This is a genomic window from Pseudomonas sp. R11F (assembly GCF_050312575.1).
Taxonomy (GTDB): Bacteria; Pseudomonadota; Gammaproteobacteria; order Pseudomonadales; family Pseudomonadaceae; genus Aquipseudomonas; species Aquipseudomonas palleroniana.
In genome coordinates this window covers 102,288-127,020 of record NZ_JBNPJU010000067.1, presented here as the reverse complement: position 1 = coordinate 127,020, position 24,733 = coordinate 102,288, and the positions used below count along the sequence as shown (strand labels likewise).

Here is a 24,733-nt window from a genome sequence, read left to right as displayed (position 1 = left end):
GAGCATCGCATGCGCACCATTGGCCTTATCGGCGGCATGAGCTGGGAATCCAGCGCCGAGTATTACCGCATCATCAACCAGAGCGTGCGCGACCAGCTCGGCCCACTGCGCTCGGCGCAGTTGTTGATGTACAGCGTGGACTTCGGCCCGGTGGAACAAGCCCAGCATGCCGGGCGTTGGGATGACACCGCAGTGATTCTGCAAGACGCGGCGCGCCGCCTGCAGGCCGGCGGCGCCGATTGCGTGGTGCTGTGTACCAATACCATGCATTTGGTGGCGCCGCGCATCGAGGCCGCGGTGTCGATTCCGTTCCTGCATATCGCCGATGCCACCGCGGCCGCAGCCCTTGCGGCGGGCACCCTGACCGTGGGCCTGCTGGGTACGGCGTTCACCATGGAGCAGGATTTTCTCAAATCACGCCTGGCCGCCCAGGGTTTGAGCGTGCTGGTGCCTGATGCAGACGAACGCCAGGCCGTGCACCGGATCATCTACGAAGAGTTGTGCGTGGGGGTGATCAGCGAAGCTTCCCGCCAGGTCTACCAACGGGTGATCGACAGCCTCGCCGAGCGAGGTGCCCAGGCCATCATCCTGGGGTGCACCGAGATCTGCCTGCTGATCCAGCCCGAACACAGCAACCTGCCACTGCTGGACAGCACCGAGCTGCATGCGCGGGCGGCGGTGGCGTTTGCTTTACAGGACTAAGCCAAGGCCATCGACATTAATCCAAGCCATCTGAAGTCAACTGCGGGAGGGGGCGAGCTCAATTAAGGATGAACATTGTCCCTGTGGCGAGGGAGCTTGCTCCCGCTGGGTCGCAAAGCGGCCCCAGCTTTTGGTTTGAAACGACTGGGCCTGCTACGCAGTCCAGCGGGAGCAAGCTCCCTCGCCACAGGTTACCCGTTGTCCGCGCCTTTGCGCAGGCGCGCCATGCTCAGCGCGTCGACAAACACCCCATCGCGCACACCGTAATCGCGCAGGCAGCCCTCGACCTCAAAGCCGAACTTGCGATAGAGCGCGTGCGCGGCTTCGTTGTCGGCATACACCGTCAATTCGACGCGGCGCAGGTTCATCCAGTTGTCAGCCACTTCCAACGCAGCGCTCAATAGCTTCGAACCCACACCTTTGCCCTGCCAGGCGGTAGCGACCCCCATGCCCAAGCCGGCGATGTGGCTTTGGCGAACGCGGGCGTTCTGCTCCATACCGAGGTTGCCGATGACCTCACCGCCATGCACCGCCACCAGTTGCAGCCGCCGTTCGTTGTCCATCACCAGGCGCTTGCGCCAAGACTCCACGGATTGAAAAGGCATTTGCAGCACCTGACGGCACACAGCCGGGTCGTTATACAGCGCAGTAACGCCCTCCAGATGGGCCTCGGTAAAGCGCTGGATCACGATATGGGGTTCAGGTGCGTGCATTGTGTTTCATCCTTTGAAAGACACGTGGCCAGCCAGTGTAGAGGCCCAACCCGCCGGCTGGCTAGCGCGCTGGAGCGCTCGACCAGAGCGACGGCCAATCGCCATAACCCACGCCGGTACAGCGCGGCATCATCTTGAATTCGCTGAGCTGGAAGCCCTTGCCGTCATACACCCAGACGCCTCCAGCACCGCAATCCCCAATCCCACGCTGTTTATAGAAATAGCTCAACGTGCCAGTGGCTTCGTCATACCCGACCGAGCCTTGCAGCGCCGCGCCGTCCAACGGCAAGGGTTGCAGGGTCAGTGGGGTTTCGCCGTAAGGTGCCTGGCGCTGGCGGCTGGTGACATCGTACTCGCAGTTGTAGGCGGCGCAGTCATAGCGCACCACGCTCATGGCTTGCGCCGCACTCAGCGCGCCGACTTCAGCCTGCGGCGCCATCTCGGTATCGGTCTGCGTGATGGCTTTCACGGCGGCGGCCGCCAAGCCGGCCTGCTCCTGTGCAGTCAGCGGTGGCGCAGCCGGGAACTTGCGCAATAGCGGTAGCGGCAAACGCGCCGGTACTTCACTCGCCGCCCCTTTGCCCGGCCGCGCCAGTGCGGTGACGTTATCCAGGCGACCTTGCACTGCATCCATCAACAGCAGCGAAGCGCTCAGCCCGCTGAGCGATACATGCGCGCTCTCATCTCCCGGCACCTGCAAACGCTGACCGTTGCGCAACCGCTGCAACCAGAGGCGAGCCGGTGCTTCATCGATCACGCCGTAGGACTGAACCTGGGGGTCTTCGCCCTCATCGTCCAGCTCCACGTGCAATGCCTGCGTCAACTCCAGGCCCAGAGGCTGACCATCCAACAGCAATGTAGAAAGGTCCACCGCCTCACCACGATGATCAAAACGCAAACGCGGATACCCCTGCGGGCCGGCCTGATGCCAGATGTGCAAGGTCAGGGAGCTGTAGTCCTCTTCGTCGACGCCGCTGGGCGCACTGAGGGCATGGCAATTGCGCAGGTTGTCGCAGCCGGTCACCCATTGCTTGATTTCCCGCAGCAAGGGCACGGTTTCGGCGGGCGGTTGGGCGAAGGCTGGAAAGGTGGCGCCGGCCAGCGACAAGGCCAGTAATGCGGGGCGTAGCATGGGGACTCTCCGTGTCTGAAAGGCGCGGATTGTCCCATGTTCAGTGCATGGCGTCAGCGGCCGGAAGCGGTCCGCCACACCCGTGCAACATCTGCCGCCCGCTCGCGCAACAAACGCGGCGCCTCGGCGCAGGCCTGCTCCAGGCTCATCGGCCCGTTCGGCAAGGCGAACGCCGCCGCCACGCCATGGGCGTACATCTGTTCATAGCCATCGCCCAGGGTGCCGGCGATCACGATCACCGGCACCTGGTGCCGCTGGGCGATACGGGCCACGCCAAACGGGGTTTTACCGCGCAGGGTCTGGGCGTCGAAGCGGCCTTCGCCGGTGATCACCAGGTCGGCGCCGCGTACGGCAGCGTCCAGGCCCACCAGTTCGGCCACCACTTCAACGCCGGCCCGAAACTGCGCGCCTAGAAACGCCTTGGCGGCAAAGCCCAGGCCACCGGCGGCGCCGCTGCCGGGCTCGTCGCGCACATCCTTGGGCAGCACCCTGGCGCAGTGGTCGGCGAAGTGGCCGAGGGCTGCATCCAGCTGTTGGACCTGTGCGGGATTGGCGCCCTTTTGCGGGCCGAAAATAGCTGAGGCGCCCTGGGGGCCACACAGTGGGTTGTTCACATCCGCCGCGATTTCAAATTGCACCTGCGCCAGGCGCGGGTCCAACCGCTCCAGGTTGAGATGCGCCAGGCGCGCCAACGCCAGGCCGCCGTCAGGCAGCGGTTGTTGTCGGTCATCGAGCAGTTGCACGCCGAGGGCCTGCATGGCGCCGGCACCCGCGTCATTGGTGGCGCTGCCGCCAATCGCCAGGATGATACGGCGGGCCCCCAGGTCCAAGGCGGCACGGATCAGCTCGCCGGTGCCGTAGGTGGTGCTGGAGCATGCGTCGCGCTGCCCTGGCGGTACCCGTTGCAGGCCGCTCGCCTCAGCCATTTCGATCATCGCAGTGTGGCTGGCTGCTAACCAGCCCCAGCGTGCCTCGACTGTGCCGCCCAGCGGGCCACGCACCCATTGGCGGCGCAGTTCGCCGTTGCAGGCGGCGAGTACCGCATCCACCGTCCCTTCACCGCCATCCGCCATCGGACACTGGATGCATTGCGCATCCGGCCAGACCTCGGCCAGCCCTTCGGCAATGGCCTGGGCAACGCCTTCAGCACTCAGGCTGTCCTTGAACGAGTCGGGGGCGATGATGATTTTCATGGGCTTTCTCCGGTTTTTATAACGCCCATGCTGCCAGTTGTCTGCGGGGATGACGCCGGTCCGATGCACAAGTGTGGATGAGCTTTGTTGTTCATTCCGACAAAGCCTGGGGCAACAGCTGTACGCCCAGGTAGAGGGCGAGCATGCCGTCCAGTGTCAGGGGGTCGACCCCGCTGAGTTCGGCGATACGCTCCATGCGATAACGCAAACTGTTGCGATGGATGCCCAGGGCATCGGCGCACGCCTGGCTTTGGCCATCGTGTTCGCACCAACTGCGCAAGGTGGCGAGCAGCTGGCCGTTGCCGTCCTTGGCCAGGACTTTGCGCAGCGGGTTGAGCAATTCGTCCAGGGCATCATCGTTGCGATGACGCCAGAGCATCACCGGCAGGCGGTAACGGTTGAGGGTCAGCAGGCGTGACTGAGGTAGTACATCCCGGCCGTAGGCCAGCAGATCGCTGACACGTCGGTAGCAACGACGCAACCCGGCCAAGCCATCGGCCTGCCCGCCCACAGCTACACGCAGGATGTTCCAGCCCTGGCCATCGAGCTTTTCCAGCAGGCGCGGGTTGTCCACCGGCAAGATTGCCGGCCGACACCACAACAGCGAGAACTGCGCCGAGCTGACACACCAACTGTCCGGGTAGCGACTGCCCAGCCAGGCACTCAAGGCCTCGGCCGATTGCCCCGGCCCCAGCTCGAACAGGTACGGCGTACGGGGCATCTGCGGCTTGAGCCCCAACTGTTGGGCTTCGTCCACCAGCCGTGGTGAGTCGCCACTGTCGGCCAGCAACAAGGCGAGCAGATCATCACAGCGCTGCCGGCGCCATTGCTGTTCGGCTTGCTGGTGACGGTGGCTCACCAGCATTTCAGCGGTCATGCGCACCAGCTCGGCGTAGGTGCGCAGCCCTTCGGGTTCGCCGGTAATCCCCAGCACACCGATCAGGCGCTGGTCATGCAGCAATGGCAGGTTGATGCCCGGCTGCACCCCCTTGAGGTGCTTGGCGGTCTGGCCGTCGATTTCCACCACGCGACCATTGGCCAGCACCAGCTGCGCGCCTTCGTGGCGGGTATTGATGCGCTCCGGCTCACCACTGCCCAGGATCAGGCCCTGGCTGTCCATGACGTTGACGTTGTAAGGCAGGATTGCCATGGTGCGATCGACAATATCCTGCGCCAGGTCATGATCCAACTCGAACATGGGGCTATTTTCCTGGAAAGCGGTTGTTCAGCGGCACAGCGCAAAGGGCGCTCGACTGTGCGCGAGCACAAAGACAGTACCCCATCACGTCACCGAGACTGTTTGGGCGATCAACGTTACCCTCGCATCGCGAAAAATCATAATAAAGAGAGAACCCCATGTCACAGAGCGCCGCTGCCACACTGGCCACCGATGACGATAAAAACGCCATCTATCAGCGCATTACCCTGCGCCTGATCCCCTTCATCTTTATCTGCTATCTGTTCAATTACCTCGACCGGGTAAACGTTGGCTTTGCCAAACTGCAGATGCTCGATGCGTTGAAATTCAGCGAAACCGTGTACGGCCTCGGTGCCGGTATCTTCTTTATCGGCTACGTGCTGTGCGGCGTACCGAGCAACCTGGCGCTGACCCGGTTCGGCCCACGGCGCTGGATTGCGCTGATGATGATCGTGTGGGGCACGCTGTCTACCTGCCTGCTGTTCGTCACCACACCGACGCATTTCTACACCCTGCGCCTGTTGACCGGTGCCGCCGAGGCCGGGTTCTTCCCGGGTGTGGTGCTGTACCTTTCGCAGTGGTTCCCGACCTTTCGCCGTGGGCGCATCATGGCGTTGTTCATGTCGGCGATCCCGGTTTCCGGCTTGCTCGGCAGCCCGTTCTCCGGCTGGATCCTCAACCACTTCGCCGCCGGTCAAGGTGGCCTGGCGGGCTGGCAATGGATGTTCCTGTTGCAGGGCATCCCCACCGTGATCCTCGGCGCCCTTGCCTACTTCCTGCTCAGCGATAACTTCGCCAACGCCAAGTGGCTCAAACCCCACGAACGTGAGGTATTGGAAGCCGACCAGGCGACCGATTTGGCGAACAAACCGAAAACCACCAGCGACTCATTGGCCGAAGTGTTCCGAAACCCGGCGATCTGGGCGTTCGGCCTGATCTATTTCTGCATCCAGAGCGGCGTGTACGCGATCAACTTCTGGCTGCCGTCGATCATCAAGAACCTGGGTTTCAGCGATAACCTGGTGATCGGCTGGCTCAGCGCCATCCCATATTTGCTGGCGGCGGTGTTCATGCTGCTGGTGGGGCGCTCGGCCGATTTGCGTAAAGAGCGGCGCTGGCATTTGGTCGTACCGATGTTGATGGGCGCAATCGGCCTGGTGATTGCGGTGAATTTCGCCACCACGCCAGCCCTGGCGATTCTGGGCCTGACGATCGCCACCATGGGCGCCCTGACCGGCCTGCCGATGTTCTGGCCGGTGCCCACGGCAATGCTTAGCGCCGGTGCGGCGGCAGGCGGCCTGGCGCTGATCAACTCCATGGGCCAGATGGCGGGCTTTCTGAGCCCGTATATCGTCGGCTTTGTGAAAGATGCCACCGGCTCCACGGACATGGCGCTGTACCTGCTGGCGGCCGTGATTGTCGCCGGTAGCCTGTTGGCGCTGCGCATGACGCGTAGCCTCAGGACCTGAGCCGTCCATGGCTCCCACGCCTGTGAATGCGTGGGAGCCACTGATCAGTAAGTCACTTGAGCGGGTTGCGGCTGAATCGGCAGCCCGTTCAAGACTCGCTGCTGATCCTCGCTAAGCGGACGGTTTTCAACCGGCGGCTTGTTTTGCAGCGTGGCGATAATCGACTCGATCAGATGATTGGCGCTTGGGAACGCCGTCGGCTGGTTTACTGAGGACATGGGGTTTCTCCTTGGGATCATTGGATGAACACTGCCAGGCATCGGCAGTTACAGCCTGTGTGGTCTCACCGACGATTGCGTTCCCATCGACCTTGCCCGTGCCTACAACAGGCCGCCACCGTCAATGTCGATCACGGCGCCGGTCATAAAGCCATTTTCCATGGCCAGCACATACCCCGCCGCCACTTCTTCAGCCTGCCCCACACGACCTACCGGCAGGCCTTCGCCAGCCTTGGCGAACATCGCCAGGCGCTGTTCCTCGGCCAACCCGGCATACGCCGGTGTGTCAATCACCCCCGGGCTGACCACATTGACCCGACGTGGCGCCAACTCTTTGGCCAGTTGCTTGCCCAGCGCCTCGGTCGCCGCATTGATGCCGGTCTTGATGAACTGGCCGGGCGCCAACTTGCGCCCCAGTTGCCCCGAGGTCAGGCTGATGCTGCCGTGCTCATGCAAATACGGCAGCGCCTGCTGGATGGCGCGCAACGCGCCCCAGAGTTTCACGTTGAAATTGTCCTGGGCCTCGAGCAAATCGGTCTCGACCAGCGTCTTGGCACGCACCGACGGGCCGGACGTATACACCAGGTGATCAAAGCGCCCCACCGTCGCGAACAGACGCTGCAAGGACGCGGCGTCGGTGACGTCGACCGGTTCGCTGCGCAGACCGTTGTCTACGCCGGATGTCAGCCGACGCCCGGCCAGTACCACCTGTGCGCCACGCGCAGCGGCGGCCTTGGCGACTGCCGCACCGATCCCGCTGCTGCCACCGATCACGATGACGGTTTTACCGTTGAGGGAAGCGTTCATAGAGAAACATCCAAGGTCAGAAAGTGAGCGTTCATCTTCCTCGCTTGGCAATCCGCGAAAAATCCCGGTAAAACGACAAGATCTTTAAAGGAATTTTACAGATGAGCTCGACCCTGGACCTTGAAGTCTTTGTGCGCACCGCCGATAGCGGCAGCTTGTCGGCCGCAGCACGTGGGCTGGGCCTGACGCCGGCCGCCGCGAGCATCGCCCTCAAGCGCCTGGAGACCCGGCTTGGTGTGCGCCTGCTCGCGCGTTCCACCCGCAGCATGCGCTTGACCGAGGAAGGCCGGCGTTATCTGGACAGCGTACGGGTGGCACTGGAAGCCCTGGCGGAAGGCGAACAGGCCATCAAGCAACAGGGCCAGAGCCTGAGCGGCTTGTTGCAACTGGCGGCACCTTCGGATTTTGGGCGCAACGTGCTGCTGGGCTGGCTGGATGAGTTCAAGGTCGAACACCCGAACATCCGCTTGCAACTGCTGCTCAATGACAGCAACGCCGACCTGTTCCGCGACACCGTCGACATTGCCCTGCGCTTTGGCGTCCCCCGAGACTCAAGCCTGGTGGCGCTGCCGGTGGTACCGGGCCATCGGCGCATTGCCTGCGCCAGCCCCGACTACCTCGCGCGTCATGGCACACCGAGCCAGCCGGCGGATTTGGCGCAACACAGTGCATTGCGTTATATGCGCCGTGGGCAGGCCAATAACACCTGGTATTTTCGCCAGGGCACGCACCTGCAGGAAGTCGAGGTCACGGGCGACTATCTGAGTGACGATGGTGAAATCGTTCGGCGCTGGGCCCTGGCCGGCCATGGCATCGCCTATAAAGCCGCCCTGGACATCGCCCGCGATATCCAAGCCGGGCGGCTGGTGCCGCTGCTGACCGATTGGCAAGGCGAGCCGACGCCGTTCAACCTGATGTGCCCCCATCGCCTGCAAGTGTCGGAACGCGTGAAAGTACTGCATCGTTTTCTTCAGCTACGCTGCCAGGCGTTGCTGAGTGCATGAAGAAACCTGGGCAGGGCTTGTTCCAGAGCGGTCCGGTCTGGTATTGCAGGAGTTACGTTTCAACGCCACGAGGAGCTTTCCATGATTTACCGCACACTGGGCCAGTCCGGCTTGAAGGTCAGCGCACTGACACTCGGCACCATGATGTTTGGTGAACAGACCAGCACTGAAGACTCGCTGCGCATCATCGACAAAGCCTGGGACCAAGGCATCAACTTTATCGACACGGCTGACGTGTATACCGGCGGGCGCTCCGAAGAGATCGTGGGTGAGGCCATTGCGCGTAACCGCCAGGATTGGGTGGTGGCGTCGAAAGTCGGCATCGGCCCGGCAGAAGGTTTGCCCAACCGCAGCGGGTTGAGCCGCAAGCGTATTTTCAATGCGCTGGAGGCCAGCCTGGCACGCCTGGACACCGATTACCTGGATATCTATTACCTGCACCGTGAAGACCACGACACCCCCTTGGAGGCTACGGTGTCAGCCATCGGCGATCTGATCCGCCAGGGCAAGATCCGCTACTGGGGCCTGTCCAATTATCGTGGCTGGCGCATTGCCGAGGTGATCCGGGTCGCCGAGCATCTGGGCGTGGACAAGCCGATCATCAGCCAGCCGCTGTATAACATCGTCAACCGTCAGGCCGAGGTCGAGCAACTCACGGCGGCCGCCGCCTATGGCTTGGGCGTGGTGCCTTACAGCCCGCTGGCCCGCGGCGTGCTCAGCGGCAAGTACGCGCCTGATGCAACCCCCGAAGCCGGCAGCCGCGCGGCACGCCAGGACAAGCGCATTCTGGAAACCGAATGGCGCGTCGAGTCGTTGCGCATAGCCCAACAGATTCAGCAGTACACCCAAGGCCGTGGCGTGGGGATAGTCGAGTTTGCGATTGCCTGGGTGCTGAACCATTCGGCGGTGAGTTCGGCCATTGTCGGACCGCGTATCGAGGCGCAGTGGGATGCCTACACGGGAGCGCTGGACGTGAAGATCACGGCGCAGGATGAGGCGTTTATCGACGCGCTGGTGACGCCTGGGCATTCGTCCACACCGGGCTTCAATGATGTGGGCCATTTCGTCTCAGGGCGCATCGCCCGCTCCTGATGATCAACCCCTGTCGGCGCGCGCGGGTTTGCCGCCACCCGCCCGTGCCGCAGGCAGTGCGCAAAAAAATTCCATCAAACGCTCCAAAACAGCGCACAACCTGCCGCCAAAAGCACCATAATCGCCTGCTCTTTGTATCTAACAGTTTTCGCGAGGACGGCGTGTCTAAAGGTGTTGCGTTATCGGTCTTGGCCTCGGTGCTGTTTGCCGTGATGTATTACTTCACATCCCTGCTGACGCCCTTGAGTGGCCTGGAGATTTTCGGCTGGCGCATGTTGCTGACCGCGCCCTGCATGACGGTGTTCATGATCGTCAGCGGCGAATGGCGCCGCGTGTGGGACGTGCTGCGGATGTTGGCGGCCAAACCACGCTTGATCGTCGGTGTACTGCTGTCGTCGGCGCTGCTGGGCGCGCAGTTGTGGTTGTTCATGTGGGCGCCGCTGAATGGGCGCAGCCTGGACGTGTCGGTGGGGTATTTCCTGCTGCCGCTGAGCATGGTGCTGACCGGGCGCCTGGTGTATGGCGAACATCTGTCGCGCCTGCAACAGATTGCCGTGGTGTTCGCCGCCATCGGCGTGCTGAACGAGTTGTATCGGGCTGGCGGGTTTTCCTGGGCGACGCTGGTGGTGGTCATCGGCTACCCGGTGTATTTCGTGGTGCGCAAGTACCTGACCACCGACCACCTGGGCGGCCTGTGGCTGGATATGGCGCTGATGCTGCCGGTGGCCTGGTGGTTCGTGCAAAGTGGCGACCAGGGTTTCGCGGTGCTCGACGCCCAGCCGAGACTGTATGCGTTGATTCCCATCCTGGGCTTGATCAGTGCCTCGGCACTGGTGAGCTACATCATCGCCAGCCGTTTGTTGGCATTCAGCCTGTTCGGGCTGCTCAGTTACGTGGAACCGGTATTGCTGCTGGGTGTAGCGTTACTGCTGGGCGAAGGGATCAAGGACGGGCAATGGTTGACCTATATTCCGATCTGGTTGGCGGTGATGGTCCTGGTGTACGAAGGGTTCAAGCACCTGGTGCGTCAGCGTAGAGCCTGATAGCGGGCGCAGGCGGTCTGGCTGCCGGCTCAGCCGGTTCTCACCGTGGTGCTTGCAGGGCGCACCGGCGCTATCTGCTCAACACCATCAGCCAACCCCGTCAGTACTGTTCGGGTTGTACCATAATACGGGATCTCGCCTTGGGCTTGCTCACCGAGGTTTTCCAGTTGCGCATCCATCGTTTTCTGGTCCACACCGAACAACTTGCCGATCCGGTTATCCCTGTTCAACTCAACCAATGTGCCGCTCCCGGGATTGGTCAATTGGGCCTCAAGGGAATGTGCCACATCCTCGGGAACCCCCAATGCTGTCAGCGCCTTGCCAAGGCCATGGCCTGGGTTTCTGAGTTGCTTGAGGAGTTCTTCGTAGAGTCCGTTCAAGTCATTGGCACCAACGTTGTCGAGCGCAACGCTCGTCACCGTCTGGCGGTATTGATCGAATGAAAGCAATTGCAGCGGCTGATCATCGTTCAAAGCGTTTTTCACGAAGTAGAAACCGTCACGGGCTGCGCCATGCAGGTTTCCATAGGCGTCGTACTTATAGATAACCTCCTTGCCGTCGGTGCGCTTCCCTAGGTAAGTCGCGCTGCCATCGGGCGCAAGATTGTAAAGCCGAGTACCGGTCAAACCCTTGACGGGAGCCGGTGGCACGCTGCCTGTTCCGCTCAGATACGTGAAGACATCGCCTTTGACCCGAGCGAAACTGCCCACCACTGCATTGATATCGTTATCGGCAAAGTCAACCAGCCTCTGCCTGACCCGTTCGACCTGCTGGGGCGCCCTATCGTTGGAAAAGTGCCGCGCAAAACTATCCAGCTCCTTTGGGTCGCGGGCCATCGTTTTAACCCAGTCGGTCAGTTCCTCGCGGTCTTTGAACTCGTAGAATGCATACTGGCCCTCCTCCGGTACATACAGCAGGAAATTCGGCCCCTCAGCCGTGGCAGGCACGCGCTTGATCATCACAATGTCATTGGCTTGAACCCCATCGACCGCGAACGTAGACACTTGCACTCCGGGTGCCCCACGCGTGCCTGGATACACGACCGCATCCACCAGTTTCTTGCCTTCGACACTCAGGACATCATCGCGAAATGCCTCATCGGCTTCATCAATGAACCGACGGCGGGCCTGGTCACTGCGCTGCAACGTCTGCGCTGCGGGAGCTGGATCAGGCGGTTTGGATGTGACGGTGGGCGCCGGTGGGTGCCCAGGCAAAGATGCAATATTCATCAGAAAACCTCTTTAATCAGATGAAGATTTCCCTACATCGGACGCGACCGGCTACCTGCGTCACTGTCCTCTTTGTGGAGGGTCTTGCCCAACCGGTTCCGTTGTCCTGCCGGCCATGGTCAACCTATACAGCGCATACAAAAAAGCCCAGCAGGGAAGACTCCCGGCCGGGCTTTCAAGTATTGCGAACGAGTCGATCAGTCCGCCGTCAACACGCCCCGGCGCACCTGGTCACGTTCGATCGATTCGAACAGCGCCTTGAAATTGCCCTCACCGAAGCCGTCATCGCCTTTGCGCTGGATGAATTCGAAGAACACCGGGCCCATCAGGGTTTCCGAGAAAATCTGCAGCAGCAGGCGTTTGTCGCCCTCGATCGACGAACCATCGAGCAGGATGCCGCGTGCTTGCAGCTGATCCACCGGCTCGCCGTGGTTCGGCAGGCGGCCTTCGAGCATTTCGTAGTAGGTGTCCGGTGGCGCAGTCATGAAGCGCATGCCGATCTTCTTCAGCGCGTCCCAGGTCTTGACCAGGTCGTCGGTCAGGAACGCCACGTGCTGGATGCCTTCGCCGTTGAACTGCATCAGGAACTCTTCGATCTGGCCCGCGCCCTTGGACGACTCCTCGTTCAGCGGGATGCGGATCATGCCGTCCGGAGCACTCATGGCCTTGGACGTCAGGCCGGTGTATTCGCCCTTGATATCGAAGTAGCGCGCTTCACGGAAATTGAACAGTTTCTCGTAGAAGTTGGCCCAGTAGACCATGCGCCCGCGATAGACGTTGTGGGTCAAGTGGTCGATGACTTTCAAGCCCGCGCCCTGTGGGTTGCGGTCCACGCCTTCGAGGTACACGAAGTCGATGTCATAGATCGAGTTGCCTTCGCCGAAACGGTCGATCAGGTACAACGGTGCACCACCGATGCCCTTGATGGCAGGCAGGTTCAGCTCCATCGGGCCGGTTTCGATATGGATCGGCTGGGCGCCCAGCTCCAGTGCGCGGTTGTAGGCTTTTTGCGAGTCCTTGACGCGAAACGCCATGCCGCAGACCGACGGGCCGTGTTCGGCCGCGAAATACGATGCAAGGCTTTCAGGTTCGTTGTTGAGGATCAGGTTGATTTCGCCCTGACGGTACAGATGGACGTTCTTGGAACGGTGTGTCGCGACTTTGCTGAAGCCCATGATCTCGAAGATCGGCTCCAGGGTACCAGGGGTCGGCGACGCGAATTCGATAAATTCAAAGCCCATCAGGCCCATCGGGTTTTCGTATAGATCTGCCATGATTTGGCGCCTCATCATTCTTGTGGTTAAGCGGATTTCAACTGCCGGCAAGGATGAGGTGCAACGGTGGCGCGCAGGAGAGTCCTCGCACGCTGCGGGCGAGGAAGTCACCGAAAATGAGGGGGGAGCCGAGTAGCTTCATGGTTACATCAGTCTCTGACAGCCGAGGCCTGCGTGAGCGCAAGTCCATATTCTTGTATGCGTAAATCGATTCTACACAGCGTAACCTGATTTGTCCTATTCCTTATCAAATCCCTATGCCTTGGCGGTTGCAAGGGGTTTATTGCACCGGTAGATGCCCAGCAGAATCAACACGGCGCCGACATACATCACAGGCGTCAGTCGCTCGTCGAGCAGCAGCGCACTGCTGATCACGGCAGTCAGCGGGTTAAGCGCGATAAAGGCGCCGGACCGCGTCGCGCCAATCCGACGAATACCGTCGTAATAGCCGATGTAGGCCAAGGCCGAGCCCAACACACCGAGGTAAACCAGGCTGAACCATTGAACAGGCTGGATCGCAGCCAGCCGCTGCAGCGTGAAAGCACCCATCAGCGCACTCGTCACCGTCAGCATCAAGGTGCCCAGCAGGATTGACCAAGTGACGGTCTGCAAGGGCCCCAGGCTCTGGTTGAGGCTGCGCGAGAACAACGAGTAGACGCCCCACCCCACCACGCAGCCAAAGATCAACCCATCCCCCAGCCAGGCATGGGCCGCGCCCTGCAGCAAGTTCGGGTTGCGACTGACGATCACCAGCCCCGCACCGCCCAGGCACAGCAGAATGCCCGCAGCGCTCGCGCGTTCCTTGAACAACAGCCAGGCCGCCAGGCCAATCACGGCCGGATTCAAGGCGACGATCAATGAGGCCCGCGAAGCATTGGTGTAATGCAAGCCATAGAAAAAGCAGAGGTTATAGAAATAGATGCCGAAAAAGCCCAACACCGCCAGCTGTAGCAATTGCCTGCGGCTGGGGCGTGCCAGGGGAACCCGCGCCACGGCCAAAAACGCCAGCAACGCCAGGCTCGCCAGCACAAAGCGCACACTTGCGGCCAGCAAAGGGTCGACGTCAGGCGCCAGGTAGCGTCCTGCAACAAAAGTGCCGCCCCAAATGACAGTCACTGCGACCAGTTTCAGGTAGGTCAGATGATCATTCATACGCGTTCAAGCTCCTCAAGGGCTGGGATGCGCGTATTCTTCGGCTAATGATCTGTCATCGTAAAATGAGTAAACGTTCATGACCCTTACCCAGCTTGAGATATTCTCTCTGGTCGCCGAGCTCCAGGGTTTCACCAGCGCAGCCCATCGTCTCGGGATCAGCCAGTCGGCCGTGTCCCATGCGATTCGGTCCCTGGAGCAGGAACTGGGCGTCGAGCTGTTGCATCGTCATCAGGCCCAAGTGGAGCTCAGCGACATCGGCCGGCAACTGCTGGCGCGGGCGCGTGCGATGCTGGGGCTGGCCAACACCCTGCGCCAGGAGGCCGCCGATGCCCGGGGCATGCGCACCGGCACCCTGCGGATCGGCTCATTCGGGCCTACCTCATCGATGCAATTGCTGCCCAAGATCCTGCAGGGTTATCGCGCCGCTCATCCGGGGATCGAGGTGCATATCCACGAAGGCCCGGATCGGCAAGTGATCCAGTGGCTGGACGATCGGCGTATCGATGTCGGGTTCGTGGTGCTGCCCCTGGAGCGCTTTGATACCGTCCCACTGATGCAGGATCAGATGGTGGCATTGCTGCCTGCCGGACATCCCCTGGCCCAGGCCCAGGCCGTCAGCCTGGAACAACTGTGCAACGAGCCCTTTATCCTCACCGAAGCCGGCTCGTCCGAACTGGTTTCACACCTGTTCAGCAGCGCAAGGCTGAGCCCGAATGTGCGCTTTCACTGCTCGCAGTTGATCAGCACGCTGGATACCGTGGGTCGTGGAGACGGTGTGACCGTTGTCGCCGAGGCGTCTTTGCCCTCGGCAACCGACAGCCGTTACGTGACGCGCCCTCTCCTGCCCCGCGTCCCGCGCGAAATCGGCCTGGCGGTACTGGACCGGCGCGAGTCATCCCCGGCGACGCTGGCGTTTATCGAATGGGCGCGCAAGGTGTTATAGCGCTGCAGATTTTATTCAGGCCCTGCAAGCATCCCTCTGAGTTGCCATCTATCCTCGGCAATGTATGCCTTTTCACTCTGTTACCGGCCATCCTCTATGCCCCTGACCGCCAAAGGTCCACGACGCCCAACCACTCGCTACCTGATCAGCGGCCTCAGCGCATTGCTCCCCATTTTGCTGGGGGTGCCAATTCTGCATTTGCAGGCCGAACGCACCCTGCAGAAAAGCACCGAACAGACCGTCCAGGAGGCCGTGCGCCAATTCGACCTGATGCTCGATAACACCGACCTGGCCGCGCGGGCCTTGCTGCCCTTGGCCGGCCAACCCTGTGATAACGCGGTGCAATTGGCACTGCGTGAACAGGTCACCCGCCGGCCGTTTGTACGGGCGACCACCTTGTCTTTCCAGCGCAATATTTATTGCAGCTCGTTGTTTGGGAGCCATTACGAGTCACCGGTCAACCCCGAGGATTACGTTGCAGGACGGCTTTGGTTGATGAATGGCAACCCGGTCACACCCAACACCGCCCTGCTGGTGTACCGCCTTACAGACGGCGACAAAGGTGCCTTTGCCTCCATCGACGGCTACCACCTGACCAATGCCTTGCGCCTGATCAGTCGTTACGCGGGGCTGATTCTGCAGGTCGGCCCCCACTGGCTGGCGGCCGATGGCAGCGTTCATACCACGCCACCTCCGACCTTTGCCGTGGCCCATCAGCATCTCGTTTCCCAGCGTTATCTCTACAGCGTGGACGCCGGCATGCCTGACGGCGAAATCCTGCGCTACATGCAGGAACGTTACCCGGCGGTGTTCAGCCTGGTAGTGTTTTTCGGCGTTCTGGCCGGCGTCCTTGCGCACTGGTTGCAAAAGCGCTCATCGGCCCCCACCCATGAGCTGCAACGCGCGCTGGGCGCCCACGAGTTCATTGCCTATTACCAGCCCGTCGTGCGTGGCGATACCCGGGAGTGGGCCGGCTGCGAAGTGCTGATGCGTTGGCAGCATCCTAAAGAGGGGCTGGTGCGGCCCGACTTGTTTATTCCGTTGGCCGAGCATTCCGGCCTGATTGTGCCGATGACCCGTGCGCTGATGCGCCAGGTCGCCGCGCAACTGGCGCCGCATGCCGCTCGCTTCGCGCCAGGCTTTCATATTGGGGTGAATATCACGGCCCGTCATTGTGAGGACCTGGCATTGGTGGAGGACTGCCGCACGTTCCTCGCCGCGTTCCCGCCAGGCCAGGTCATACTCGTGCTGGAACTGACCGAGCGTGAGTTGATCCAGCCCACCGATATCACGCGCCGCTTGTTCGAGGCGTTGCATGAACTGGGGGTGATGATTGCCATTGATGACTTCGGCACTGGCCATTCCAGCCTGGGTTATTTGCGCAACTTCAATGTCGACTACTTGAAGATAGACCAGAGCTTCGTCGCGATGATTGGCCAGGATGCACTTTCACGGCACATTCTGGACAGCATCATCGAACTGTCCGGCAAGCTCGACCTGGGCATTGTGGCCGAAGGGGTGGAGACGACCGAGCAATGTGAGTACCTGGCGGCACAAGGTGTGGATTTTCTGCAAGGCTATCTGTTCGGCAGACCACTACCGGGTGAAGAGTTCATTAAATCGATGCGCAGCCATTGATTAGCCATCTAATCCGGAATCAAAGAATGTTATTTAGGCAAAAGACATGATTTACTCGTGATGCATTAACTACTACAATTTTTCCTGCCTGTGTTGAACTCGCAGGAAGGCTTGTTTCTTGAGTCGCCAACACTCTTGGCTTATAGCGTTATCTTCAGTCGATATCAGCCAAATACACTATTGGAGTACAGATTTTGTCCAGACTCGCCGAATTTCGCGCAGCAGAAAAAGCCCTTCAAGAGCAGCTCGCCCAGCTGGAATCCCTGAAGAACGATGCTGGCCTGAAGAAAGAAATCGAATTCGAAGAAAAGCTCCAGGGGCTGATGAAGACTTACGGCAAAGGCCTGCGCGATATCATTGCCATCCTTGATCCGAACTTTGGCAAAGGCACTGCAACTACTGCGGCCGCACCAAAACAGCGCCGCGCACGCGTGGTCAAGGTCTACCACAACCCGCACACCGGCGAGCTGATTGAAACCAAAGGCGGCAACCACCGCGGCCTTAAAGCCTGGAAAGAACAGTACGGCGCCGCCACTGTAGATTCCTGGCTGCGCGGCTGATCAAAGCGCACTAACAAAGAGCCCCGCTTATGCGGGGCTTTTTTTGCTTAATCGTTCGAAAGCGAACTTAACAACGATTTCATTGTGTTCAAAGTCGCGCGTGCAGCGCGCTTAAAGTTTCAGGCTACCGCGTACCGAATTGACCTCATCCTTGCTTGCCTCGTACACCTGAGCCTGGCCGGCAAATGAAAAAACATACGCCTTGTCGGTATCAACAGCGCCGACTAAAGTTTGCGACAGTACGTGCCGTCCATTCTCGGTAATCACGCAAGTAGTCTCCAGTGCGTCCAGGCGACTCAGTGTTGTAGGGTGCATTTTGCTGCACACGCTTTGATAGCCACCCTGGGCAAAATCTTTCTGGATGGATTTACGCATCTCCAGCAGCACGCCTTGAAGATTAACTTTATGGCCCGCCTCTATCGGTGTAGCGGTCAGTTCCATCACCATCAAGGTCGAGCCATTTTCATCATTCTTGATCGCCCGCTGCCGAGTCACGGCCTGGGGAGTGGCGGGCGCGTCGCTATCGGGAGCGACCTCCTCGATCTGCCAGCCGCTGGGCCAATGAACCTGTGGATCAGCCGCCAGCACCCACGGGCTGCCCAACAGAAAACCCACAGCACCTAACAGCGGTTTACGAAATGCGATCATTGCAAGAAACATCCAGAATTCAAGCGTTGAAGTTTGAGCCTGAGGCCCGCAGGTCGCAAGGCCCGCGCGGGCTTTTTCATTTGGCGCACCGGGCATGGCTTGCGTATCATGACGCAGCTGCAGGGATGCTTGCCGCAAGCCAAGGAACCGCTCGGCCCCGCTGACCTCAAACGGGAGTCGAGTTTGCCCCATTTTTTTCTGGAGGGCCCATGAGCCTGCACGATCTGAACACTTTCCCAGGCGTCACCGCCCAACCTGACACCGCCACGTCCAACTTCGTGTTCAACCACACGATGCTGCGGGTCAAAGACATCACCAAGTCGCTGGATTTCTACACCCGCGTCCTGGGCTTCTCCCTGGTTGAAAAACGCGACTTCCCGGAAGCCGAATTCAGCCTGTACTTCCTGGCCCTGGTGGACAAGGCCCAGATCCCGACAGACGCCGCTGAGCGCACCCAGTGGATGAAGTCGATTCCCGGCATCCTGGAACTGACCCATAACCACGGCACCGAAAACGACGCCGATTTTGCGTACCACAACGGCAACACCGACCCACGTGGCTTTGGCCATATCTGCATCTCGGTGCCGGATATCGTCGCCGCCTGCGAACGCTTCGAAGCCTTGGGCTGTGATTTCCAGAAGCGCCTGAGCGACGGCCGCATGAAGAGCCTGGCCTTCATCAAGGACCCGGATGCCTACTGGGTCGAGATCATCCAACCCGCGCCGCTGTAAAGCTTTCACGCATAAAAAACCCCATGAGCAATCATGGGGTTTTTCGTTAATGCGCCAGGGTTCAGGCCGGAGCGGAGGTACGGATCAGGTGATCGAACGCGCTCAGTGAAGCCTTGGCGCCCTCGCCGACCGCAATCACGATCTGCTTGTACGGCACAGTGGTCACGTCACCGGCGGCGAACACGCCCGGCAGTGAGGTTTCGCCACGGGCATCGACGATGATCTCGCCACGCGGTGTCAGTTCCACGGTGCCTTTGAGCCAGTCGGTGTTCGGCAGCAAGCCGATCTGCACAAAGATACCTTCCAGGTCGATGGTCTTGAACTCACCGCTGTCGCGATCCTTGTACGCAAGGCCGGTCACTTTCTGGCCATCACCTTTGACTTCGCTGGTCAGCGCGCTAGTGATTACGTCAACGTTCGGCAGGCTGTAAAGCTTGCGTTGCAATACGGCGTCGGCGCGCAGCTTGCTGTCGAACTCAAGCAAGGTGACATGGCTGACGATGCCGGCCAGGTCGATGGCCGCTTCAACGCCGGAGTTACCGCCGCCGATCACCGCCACGCGCTTGCCTTTGAACAACGGGCCATCGCAGTGCGGGCAGAAACACACGCCTTTGGCCTTGTATTCCTGCTCGCCTGGTACGCCCATTTCACGCCAGCGGGCACCGGTGGCCAGAATCACGGTCTTGGACTTGAGGACCGCACCGCTTTCAAAACGGATTTCGTGCAGGTCACCGGCAGTTTTCGCCGGGATCAAGCTGCTGGCGCGCTGCAGGTTCATGATGTCCACGTCGTACTGACGCACGTGGGCTTCCAGGGCGCTTGCCAGTTTCGGCCCTTCGGTTTCCTGCACTGAGATGAAGTTCTCGATGGACATGGTATCCAGTACCTGCCCGCCGAAACGTTCAGCGGCCACACCCGTACGGATGCCTTTACGGGCAGCGTAGATGGCGGCGGATGAACCGGCTGGGCCACCACCGACGACCAGCACATCAAACGCGTCTTTGGCGCTGATTTTCTCGGCGGCTTTTTCGGCGCCGCTGGTGTCGAGCTTGGCCAGGATCTCTTCCAGGCCCATGCGCCCTTGGCCAAAATTCACCCCATTGAGGTAGACACTGGGCACCGCCATGATCTGGCGTTCATCGACCTCAGCCTGGAACAGCGCACCGTCAATAGCGACGTGACGGATGTTCGGGTTGAGCACGGCCATCAGGTTCAGCGCCTGGACCACGTCCGGGCAGTTCTGGCAGGACAGCGAGAAGTAAGTCTCGAAGCTGAACTCGCCTTTGAGGGCGCGGATCTGTTCAATCACTTCGACACTGGCCTTCGACGGGTGGCCACCGACTTGCAGCAGGGCCAGCACCAACGAAGTGAATTCATGGCCCATCGGGATACCGGCGAAACGCAGGCTGATGTCGGCACCCGGGCGGTTGATGGAGAACGACGGCTTGCGCGCATCATTGCCATCGGTTTTCAGGGTAATCAGCGTCGTGAGGCTGGTTACGTCCTGCAAAAGAGCAAGCATTTCCTGGGATTTCGCGCCGTCGTCGAGGGAGGCGACCATCTCGATCGGCTGGGTGACCCGTTCCAGGTATGACTTCAACTGAGCTTTAAGATTGGCGTCCAACATACGGGCGATTTCCTATTAATTCGGTTTATTGCAGACAAAAAAACGCCCGAGCGAATCTCGCCCGGGCGTTTTGAGGGGCGGTTGCAGCTTACTGAGTCGGTGCGGAAACCCGCCCTTGATACTTCACAGACTTAGATCTTGCCGACCAGGTCCAGGGACGGAGCCAGGGTGGCCTCGCCTTCTTTCCACTTGGCTGGGCACACTTCGCCTGGGTGGGCAGCAACGTACTGGGCCGCCTTGATTTTGCGCAGCAGCTCGGAAGCGTCACGGCCAACACCGCCGTCGTTCAGTTCAACGATCTTGATCTGACCTTCCGGGTTGATCACGAAAGTACCGCGGTCCGCCAGGCCGGCTTCTTCGATCAGTACATCGAAGTTGCGCGAGATGGTCAGGGTTGGGTCGCCGATCATGGTGTACTGGATTTTGCCGATGGCTGGCGAAGTGTTGTGCCAGGCAGCGTGGGCAAAGTGGGTGTCGGTGGAAACGCTGTAGATTTCAACGCCCAGTTTCTGGAATTCAGCGTAGTTGTCGGCCAGGTCTTCCAGTTCGGTTGGGCAAACGAAGGTGAAGTCGGCTGGGTAGAAGAACACTACCGACCATTTGCCTTTCAGGTCAGCGTCGGTCACATCTACGAAGCTGCCGTTTTTGAATGCGGTGGCTTTGAACGGTTTTACTTGGCTGTTGATGATAGGCATCGTTGACTCTCCGTCAGGGGTTAAGAAGTTGATGAAGTGAATCCTACCCACTCTCTCGTTCGATGGCTCATTGGCAAACCTCATGCTGACGATTGCTTTTGCCTATCAGGCGGCCATATCAATAGAAGAAATCTCAAAGCAACGCTGACGTCGCCAAGGTCATGCCGAGAAAGGGCGTCGACTCAACATAGCGCATGGCCGATTTCATGTCGCTCCAGCCGACGTAACTCATCAATGACTTCAAGTCCCAACCGCTGCGATGCGCCCAGGTCGCGAAGCCCCGACGCAAGGAGTGGCTGGTATAGGCGTCGGCGGCAATGCCCGCACGTTCCAGGGCCTGGCGCAGCAGCGGGATCACACTGTTAGGGTGCAGCCCCTCCTCGCCCAGGTTGCCCCAGCGGTCTATGCCTCGAAACACCGGGCCGGCCACCAAGGCCGAGGCGCTCAGCCATTCACTGTAGGCCTGCACCGGGCACAGGCGTAGCAACGCCGGCGTCTGGTAGGTCTTGCCAAGGTTTTCCCGGTCGCTCTTGCTGCGCGGCAGATACAGGCTGATGCCCGCTCCCGGCACCGCGTGCACGTGCTGGATTTGCAGGCGACACAATTCATCGCTGCGAAACCCGCGCCAGAACCCGAGCAGGATCAGCGCCGTGTCGCGCTTGGCGCGCAGTAAACGTGGCAGGTCCTGAGCCTCGCTCGCCCGCTTCGCCTCGGCCTCAAGGGCGGCAATCACCTGCTCAAGCTGCTTGAGCTGCAACGGTTCGGCCTGTTTTTCCCGCGCGGGATGCACGGCGCGAATACCTTTGAGCACCTTGCGCACGACCGGCGCCTTGGTGGGGTCGGCAAAACCCTGACTGGTATGCCACTGCGCCAACGCCGAGAGGCGCAGCTTCAAGGTGTTGACCGCCAGCACTCCGGCATGGGCCACCAGGTAACGGGCGACGCTGTCGCTGGTCGCCGGCAGGAACCCGCCCCAGCTGACTTCGAAGTGTTCGATGGCTGCACGATAACTGCGCCGCGTGTTATCGCGGGTGGCGGCGCTGAGGTAACGGTCCAGATCGCTCATGAGGTGCCTATTTGACGACTGCTTGTACTGCTGCGGCGCGTTTCAGGGACAAAAACGCCATTCACACGGGATAATACGCCAATATCCCATCTGTTGAATCGTGAATTTAAACAACGTTTTGCTCGTGATATAGTACGTAAATACATACCATGTACCACACTATCAAATCGACGGAGACCCCATGGCTCGCGGCGGCATAAACAAAGCAGTTGTGCAGACGGCACGCCTGGCCATCCTGGCCCGCGGCGAAAACCCCAGCATTGATGCGGTACGTATCGAGATGGGCAATACCGGCTCGAAAACCACGATTCATCGCTATCTGAAAGAGCTGGATGAAAGCGAAAACCGCCTGACCATTACCCAAGCCCCTCTGGATGATGAACTGAGCGAACTGGTCGCACGCCTGGCGCAACGCCTTAAAGAGAAAGCCCAGGAGCCCATCGACCTGGCCCAGGCGCAATTCGAACAGCACAAAGCCGCCCTGCTCACCCAACTGGAAACCCTTGAGCAAGCGCACAGCCAGCTTCAACAACAATTCGATATCCAGGGTGCCGCCCTGGCCGAAGAAAGCGCCGCCCTGCAAACCGCCAGCACTAGCCTGCAGACCGAACAAACCCGCAATGCGGGCCTCAGCCAAGCGTGCAGTGACTACGAATTGAGGCTCAACGACAAAGACGAGCAGATTCGCTCATTGGAAGACAAGCACCTGCATGCCCGGGATGCCCTTGAGCACTACCGCAACGCGGTCAAGGAACAGCGTGAGCAGGAACAACGGCGCCATGAAGGCCAACTGCAACAACTCCAGGCAGAACTGCGTCAGGCCCAGCAGAGCGCCCTGGTGCGCCAGGATGAAATCACTCAACTGCATCGCGACAATGAACGGCTACTGATCGAGCATAGGGTCACGATGAAGGAGCTGGCCGCCCAGCAGGAGCAAAACCGCCAGGAGCAGGCCCAGCAACTCAAGCTGAGCGAACAGCTCAGCCTGATCGAAAGCGAACGCACCCTGCTGCAAGAACGCTTGCGGGTTGCGTTGCTGGAAAGCCAGTCACGCCAGCAGGCGCTCAGTGAATGTCAGCACGCGCAAAAAAACCTGGAACTGGACCTGCTGAAGGCCCAGGCCAGCATTGAGGCGTTGCAGTTGGCGGCCACCCTTGCGGCGGCACCCGAAGCAACGCCCGACGCCTGATCAATCCGCCACAGGCGTGCGCATGGTGACGAACTCTTCCGCCGCCGTGGGGTGCACGCCGATGGTCTCGTCGAAATGCCGTTTGGTCGCGCCCGCCTTGAGCGCAATCGCCAGGCCCTGGACGATTTCGCCGGCGTCCGGCCCCACCATGTGACAGCCCAGGACTTTGTCGGTGTCGGCGTCGACGACCAGCTTCATCAGGGTTTTCTCCTGGCAATCGGTCAGCGTCAATTTCATTGGCCGGAAGCGGCTTTCGAAGATCTGCACCTTGTGGCCGTTCTTCTTCGCCTCTTCTTCGGTCAGGCCGACGGTACCGATATTCGGCAGGCTGAACACGGCGGTCGGGATCATCGCGTAATCCACCGCACGGTACTGCTCCGGCTTGAACAGTCGACGTGCCACCGCCATGCCTTCGGCCAAGGCAACCGGAGTCAATTGCACGCGACCAATCACATCGCCGATTGCCAGGATCGAAGGCTCGGCGGTCTGGTACAGCTCGTCCACCTCGACGAAACCCCGCTCATCCAAGCGGACGCCAGTATTTTCCAACCCCAGGTTGTCCAGCATCGGCCGGCGGCCGGTGGCGTAGAACACGCAATCGGCTTCCAACACGCGACCATCTTTCAGCGTGGCCTTGAGGCTGCCATCGGCTTGCTTGTCGATGCGCTCGATATCGGCATTGAATTGCAGGTCCAGGCCGCGCTTGGTCAGTTCTTCCTGCAGGTGCTTGCGCACCGCGCCATCAAACCCACGCAAGAACAGGTCGCCGCGGTACAGCAGCGTGGTCTGCGCGCCCAGGCCATGGAAAATGCCCGCGAATTCAACGGCGATATAGCCCCCGCCTACCACCAGCACGCGCTTGGGCAGCTCCTTGAGGAAAAAGGCTTCATTGGAGCCGATGGCGTGTTCGCGTCCGGGAATGTCCGGAATCTGCGGCCAGCCGCCCGTGGCGATCAGAATATGTTTGGCGGTGAAACGCTCACCATTGATCTCCACCTGATGCGGGTCCACCAGGCGCGCATGCCCTTCATGCAAGGTCACGCCGCTGTTGACCAGCAGGTTGCGATAGATGCCATTGAGGCGGTTGATCTCACGATCCTTGTTGGCGATCAAGGTCGCCCAATCAAAGTTCGCTTCACCCAGCGACCAGCCGAAACCACTGGCCTGCTCAAAGTCTTCGGCGAAATGCGCGCCGTATACCAGCAGCTTTTTCGGCACACAGCCGACATTCACGCAGGTACCGCCCAGGTAGCGACTTTCCGCGACGGCCACCTTGGCGCCAAAACCCGCAGCAAAACGTGCTGCGCGGACGCCACCGGAACCGGCGCCAATTACATACAGGTCAAAATCGTAGGCCATTTCACTCTCCTCGGCAGGACATCAGCATACCGACTTACATGGGGCTGA

24 protein-coding genes are annotated in these 24,733 nt (G+C 60.4%); 10 read left to right on the top strand and 14 right to left on the bottom strand.

From position 1 onward, the window contains the following. Positions 1-9 precede the first annotated feature (9 nt). Positions 10-702: an aspartate/glutamate racemase family protein gene (locus ACQRBV_RS21190; RefSeq protein ID WP_411984165.1), complete on the top strand. Its 693-nt coding sequence runs from the start codon at positions 10-12 to the stop codon at positions 700-702. 191 nt (positions 703-893) lie between these two features. Here the strand turns inward: ACQRBV_RS21190 and ACQRBV_RS21185 are convergent, their stop codons facing one another. The 4 genes from ACQRBV_RS21185 to ACQRBV_RS21170 all read right to left on the bottom strand — a co-directional run bounded on the left by ACQRBV_RS21185 (position 894) and on the right by ACQRBV_RS21170 (position 4,938). Then, positions 894-1,415, bottom strand: a complete 522-nt coding sequence (locus ACQRBV_RS21185) for a GNAT family N-acetyltransferase (RefSeq protein WP_411984166.1) — start codon at positions 1,413-1,415, stop codon at positions 894-896. Between the two features lie 61 nt (positions 1,416-1,476). Next, positions 1,477-2,547: a DUF1176 domain-containing protein gene (locus tag ACQRBV_RS21180; RefSeq protein ID WP_411984167.1), complete on the bottom strand. Its 1,071-nt coding sequence runs from the start codon at positions 2,545-2,547 to the stop codon at positions 1,477-1,479. Between the two features lie 53 nt (positions 2,548-2,600). Beyond that, positions 2,601-3,740 carry a glycerate kinase gene (locus tag ACQRBV_RS21175; protein ID WP_411984168.1) on the bottom strand — a complete coding sequence of 380 codons (1,140 nt, stop codon included), beginning with the start codon at positions 3,738-3,740 and terminating at the stop codon, positions 2,601-2,603. 91 nt (positions 3,741-3,831) lie between these two features. Next, on the bottom strand, positions 3,832-4,938 hold the full coding sequence (locus ACQRBV_RS21170) for a sugar diacid recognition domain-containing protein (RefSeq protein WP_411984169.1): 1,107 nt from the start codon (positions 4,936-4,938) through the stop codon (positions 3,832-3,834). A gap of 158 nt (positions 4,939-5,096) precedes the next feature. Here ACQRBV_RS21170 and ACQRBV_RS21165 point away from each other — a divergent pair, with 158 nt between their 5' ends. Beyond that, positions 5,097-6,407 (top strand): MFS transporter, encoded by a 1,311-nt coding sequence (locus ACQRBV_RS21165; protein ID WP_060752985.1) that lies wholly within the window; start codon positions 5,097-5,099, stop codon positions 6,405-6,407. 44 nt (positions 6,408-6,451) lie between these two features. Here the strand turns inward: ACQRBV_RS21165 and ACQRBV_RS21160 are convergent, their stop codons facing one another. Together ACQRBV_RS21160 and ACQRBV_RS21155 are read right to left on the bottom strand one after the other, a co-directional pair. After that, positions 6,452-6,625: a hypothetical protein gene (locus ACQRBV_RS21160; protein ID WP_411984170.1), complete on the bottom strand. Its 174-nt coding sequence runs from the start codon at positions 6,623-6,625 to the stop codon at positions 6,452-6,454. Between the two features lie 102 nt (positions 6,626-6,727). Beyond that, positions 6,728-7,432 (bottom strand): SDR family oxidoreductase, encoded by a 705-nt coding sequence (locus ACQRBV_RS21155; protein ID WP_161548019.1) that lies wholly within the window; start codon positions 7,430-7,432, stop codon positions 6,728-6,730. A gap of 101 nt (positions 7,433-7,533) precedes the next feature. On the opposite strand from ACQRBV_RS21155, the gene ACQRBV_RS21150 reads away from it, so the two are divergent. The 3 genes from ACQRBV_RS21150 to rarD all read left to right on the top strand — a co-directional run bounded on the left by ACQRBV_RS21150 (position 7,534) and on the right by rarD (position 10,571). Next, positions 7,534-8,436, top strand: a complete 903-nt coding sequence (locus tag ACQRBV_RS21150) for a LysR family transcriptional regulator (protein ID WP_104993847.1) — start codon at positions 7,534-7,536, stop codon at positions 8,434-8,436. 81 nt (positions 8,437-8,517) lie between these two features. Then, on the top strand, positions 8,518-9,528 hold the full coding sequence (locus tag ACQRBV_RS21145) for an aldo/keto reductase (RefSeq protein ID WP_411984171.1): 1,011 nt from the start codon (positions 8,518-8,520) through the stop codon (positions 9,526-9,528). A gap of 161 nt (positions 9,529-9,689) precedes the next feature. Further along, complete coding sequence (gene rarD, locus ACQRBV_RS21140) at positions 9,690-10,571, top strand: EamA family transporter RarD (RefSeq protein WP_205343891.1); 882 nt, start codon at positions 9,690-9,692, stop codon at positions 10,569-10,571. Positions 10,572-10,600: 29 nt separating this feature from the next. On the opposite strand, the gene ACQRBV_RS21135 is transcribed toward rarD, so the two are convergent. From ACQRBV_RS21135 to ACQRBV_RS21125, 3 genes are all read right to left on the bottom strand, one after another. Next, positions 10,601-11,800, bottom strand: coding sequence for a dermonecrotic toxin domain-containing protein (locus tag ACQRBV_RS21135; protein WP_411984172.1), 1,200 nt, complete (start codon positions 11,798-11,800; stop codon positions 10,601-10,603). Between the two features lie 197 nt (positions 11,801-11,997). Continuing rightward, on the bottom strand, positions 11,998-13,074 hold the full coding sequence (gene hppD, locus ACQRBV_RS21130; protein WP_198761257.1) for a 4-hydroxyphenylpyruvate dioxygenase: 1,077 nt from the start codon (positions 13,072-13,074) through the stop codon (positions 11,998-12,000). A 255-nt stretch (positions 13,075-13,329) separates the two neighbouring features. Then, positions 13,330-14,226 carry a DMT family transporter gene (locus tag ACQRBV_RS21125; RefSeq protein WP_411984173.1) on the bottom strand — a complete coding sequence of 299 codons (897 nt, stop codon included), beginning with the start codon at positions 14,224-14,226 and terminating at the stop codon, positions 13,330-13,332. A 79-nt stretch (positions 14,227-14,305) separates the two neighbouring features. Between ACQRBV_RS21125 and ACQRBV_RS21120 the strand changes: the two genes are divergently transcribed. The 3 genes from ACQRBV_RS21120 to ACQRBV_RS21110 all read left to right on the top strand — a co-directional run bounded on the left by ACQRBV_RS21120 (position 14,306) and on the right by ACQRBV_RS21110 (position 17,370). After that, a complete protein-coding gene (locus ACQRBV_RS21120; RefSeq protein ID WP_411984174.1) occupies positions 14,306-15,172 on the top strand; it encodes a LysR family transcriptional regulator in 867 nt (288 codons plus the stop codon). A gap of 96 nt (positions 15,173-15,268) precedes the next feature. Further along, positions 15,269-16,810, top strand: a complete 1,542-nt coding sequence (locus tag ACQRBV_RS21115; RefSeq protein WP_411984175.1) for an EAL domain-containing protein — start codon at positions 15,269-15,271, stop codon at positions 16,808-16,810. Between the two features lie 194 nt (positions 16,811-17,004). Continuing rightward, on the top strand, positions 17,005-17,370 hold the full coding sequence (locus tag ACQRBV_RS21110) for a histone-like nucleoid-structuring protein, MvaT/MvaU family (RefSeq protein ID WP_104993851.1): 366 nt from the start codon (positions 17,005-17,007) through the stop codon (positions 17,368-17,370). 111 nt (positions 17,371-17,481) lie between these two features. Here ACQRBV_RS21110 and ACQRBV_RS21105 read toward each other — a convergent pair whose 3' ends face one another. Then, positions 17,482-18,018, bottom strand: coding sequence for a DUF4946 domain-containing protein (locus ACQRBV_RS21105; protein ID WP_060753306.1), 537 nt, complete (start codon positions 18,016-18,018; stop codon positions 17,482-17,484). A gap of 209 nt (positions 18,019-18,227) precedes the next feature. Between ACQRBV_RS21105 and gloA the strand changes: the two genes are divergently transcribed. Continuing rightward, complete coding sequence (gloA, locus tag ACQRBV_RS21100) at positions 18,228-18,749, top strand: lactoylglutathione lyase (RefSeq protein ID WP_060752975.1); 522 nt, start codon at positions 18,228-18,230, stop codon at positions 18,747-18,749. A gap of 61 nt (positions 18,750-18,810) precedes the next feature. Here the strand turns inward: gloA and ahpF are convergent, their stop codons facing one another. From ahpF to ACQRBV_RS21085, 3 genes are all read right to left on the bottom strand, one after another. Further along, a complete protein-coding gene (ahpF, locus tag ACQRBV_RS21095; RefSeq protein ID WP_411984176.1) occupies positions 18,811-20,376 on the bottom strand; it encodes an alkyl hydroperoxide reductase subunit F in 1,566 nt (521 codons plus the stop codon). A gap of 131 nt (positions 20,377-20,507) precedes the next feature. After that, a complete protein-coding gene (gene ahpC / locus ACQRBV_RS21090; RefSeq protein ID WP_003191303.1) occupies positions 20,508-21,071 on the bottom strand; it encodes an alkyl hydroperoxide reductase subunit C in 564 nt (187 codons plus the stop codon). 133 nt (positions 21,072-21,204) lie between these two features. Continuing rightward, the gene (locus ACQRBV_RS21085; RefSeq protein WP_411984177.1) at positions 21,205-22,137 is read right to left on the bottom strand and encodes a site-specific integrase; all 933 of its coding nucleotides are present in this window, start codon (positions 22,135-22,137) and stop codon (positions 21,205-21,207) included. 181 nt (positions 22,138-22,318) lie between these two features. Between ACQRBV_RS21085 and ACQRBV_RS21080 the strand changes: the two genes are divergently transcribed. Further along, entirely contained in the window at positions 22,319-23,326 is a 1,008-nt protein-coding gene (locus ACQRBV_RS21080) for a DNA-binding protein (protein ID WP_244383437.1), read from the top strand. On the opposite strand, the gene gorA is transcribed toward ACQRBV_RS21080, so the two are convergent. Further along, the gene (gene gorA / locus ACQRBV_RS21075; protein WP_060752971.1) at positions 23,327-24,685 is read right to left on the bottom strand and encodes a glutathione-disulfide reductase; all 1,359 of its coding nucleotides are present in this window, start codon (positions 24,683-24,685) and stop codon (positions 23,327-23,329) included. It abuts the gene before it with no gap. Positions 24,686-24,733: the final 48 nt, after the last annotated feature.

Coding starts and splice junctions, on each gene's coding strand:
- ACQRBV_RS21190 (WP_411984165.1), top strand. CDS start 10: ATGCGCACCATTGGCCTTATCGGCGGCATGAGCTGGGAATCCAGCGCC.
- ACQRBV_RS21185 (WP_411984166.1), bottom strand. CDS start 1,415: ATGCACGCACCTGAACCCCATATCGTGATCCAGCGCTTTACCGAGGCC.
- ACQRBV_RS21180 (WP_411984167.1), bottom strand. CDS start 2,547: ATGCTACGCCCCGCATTACTGGCCTTGTCGCTGGCCGGCGCCACCTTT.
- ACQRBV_RS21175 (WP_411984168.1), bottom strand. CDS start 3,740: ATGAAAATCATCATCGCCCCCGACTCGTTCAAGGACAGCCTGAGTGCT.
- ACQRBV_RS21170 (WP_411984169.1), bottom strand. CDS start 4,938: ATGTTCGAGTTGGATCATGACCTGGCGCAGGATATTGTCGATCGCACC.
- ACQRBV_RS21165 (WP_060752985.1), top strand. CDS start 5,097: ATGTCACAGAGCGCCGCTGCCACACTGGCCACCGATGACGATAAAAAC.
- ACQRBV_RS21160 (WP_411984170.1), bottom strand. CDS start 6,625: ATGTCCTCAGTAAACCAGCCGACGGCGTTCCCAAGCGCCAATCATCTG.
- ACQRBV_RS21155 (WP_161548019.1), bottom strand. CDS start 7,432: ATGAACGCTTCCCTCAACGGTAAAACCGTCATCGTGATCGGTGGCAGC.
- ACQRBV_RS21150 (WP_104993847.1), top strand. CDS start 7,534: ATGAGCTCGACCCTGGACCTTGAAGTCTTTGTGCGCACCGCCGATAGC.
- ACQRBV_RS21145 (WP_411984171.1), top strand. CDS start 8,518: ATGATTTACCGCACACTGGGCCAGTCCGGCTTGAAGGTCAGCGCACTG.
- ACQRBV_RS21135 (WP_411984172.1), bottom strand. CDS start 11,800: ATGAATATTGCATCTTTGCCTGGGCACCCACCGGCGCCCACCGTCACA.
- hppD (WP_198761257.1), bottom strand. CDS start 13,074: ATGGCAGATCTATACGAAAACCCGATGGGCCTGATGGGCTTTGAATTT.
- ACQRBV_RS21125 (WP_411984173.1), bottom strand. CDS start 14,226: ATGAATGATCATCTGACCTACCTGAAACTGGTCGCAGTGACTGTCATT.
- ACQRBV_RS21120 (WP_411984174.1), top strand. CDS start 14,306: ATGACCCTTACCCAGCTTGAGATATTCTCTCTGGTCGCCGAGCTCCAG.
- ACQRBV_RS21115 (WP_411984175.1), top strand. CDS start 15,269: ATGCCCCTGACCGCCAAAGGTCCACGACGCCCAACCACTCGCTACCTG.
- ACQRBV_RS21105 (WP_060753306.1), bottom strand. CDS start 18,018: ATGATCGCATTTCGTAAACCGCTGTTAGGTGCTGTGGGTTTTCTGTTG.
- gloA (WP_060752975.1), top strand. CDS start 18,228: ATGAGCCTGCACGATCTGAACACTTTCCCAGGCGTCACCGCCCAACCT.
- ahpF (WP_411984176.1), bottom strand. CDS start 20,376: ATGTTGGACGCCAATCTTAAAGCTCAGTTGAAGTCATACCTGGAACGG.
- ahpC (WP_003191303.1), bottom strand. CDS start 21,071: ATGCCTATCATCAACAGCCAAGTAAAACCGTTCAAAGCCACCGCATTC.
- ACQRBV_RS21085 (WP_411984177.1), bottom strand. CDS start 22,137: ATGAGCGATCTGGACCGTTACCTCAGCGCCGCCACCCGCGATAACACG.
- ACQRBV_RS21080 (WP_244383437.1), top strand. CDS start 22,319: ATGGCTCGCGGCGGCATAAACAAAGCAGTTGTGCAGACGGCACGCCTG.
- gorA (WP_060752971.1), bottom strand. CDS start 24,685: ATGGCCTACGATTTTGACCTGTATGTAATTGGCGCCGGTTCCGGTGGC.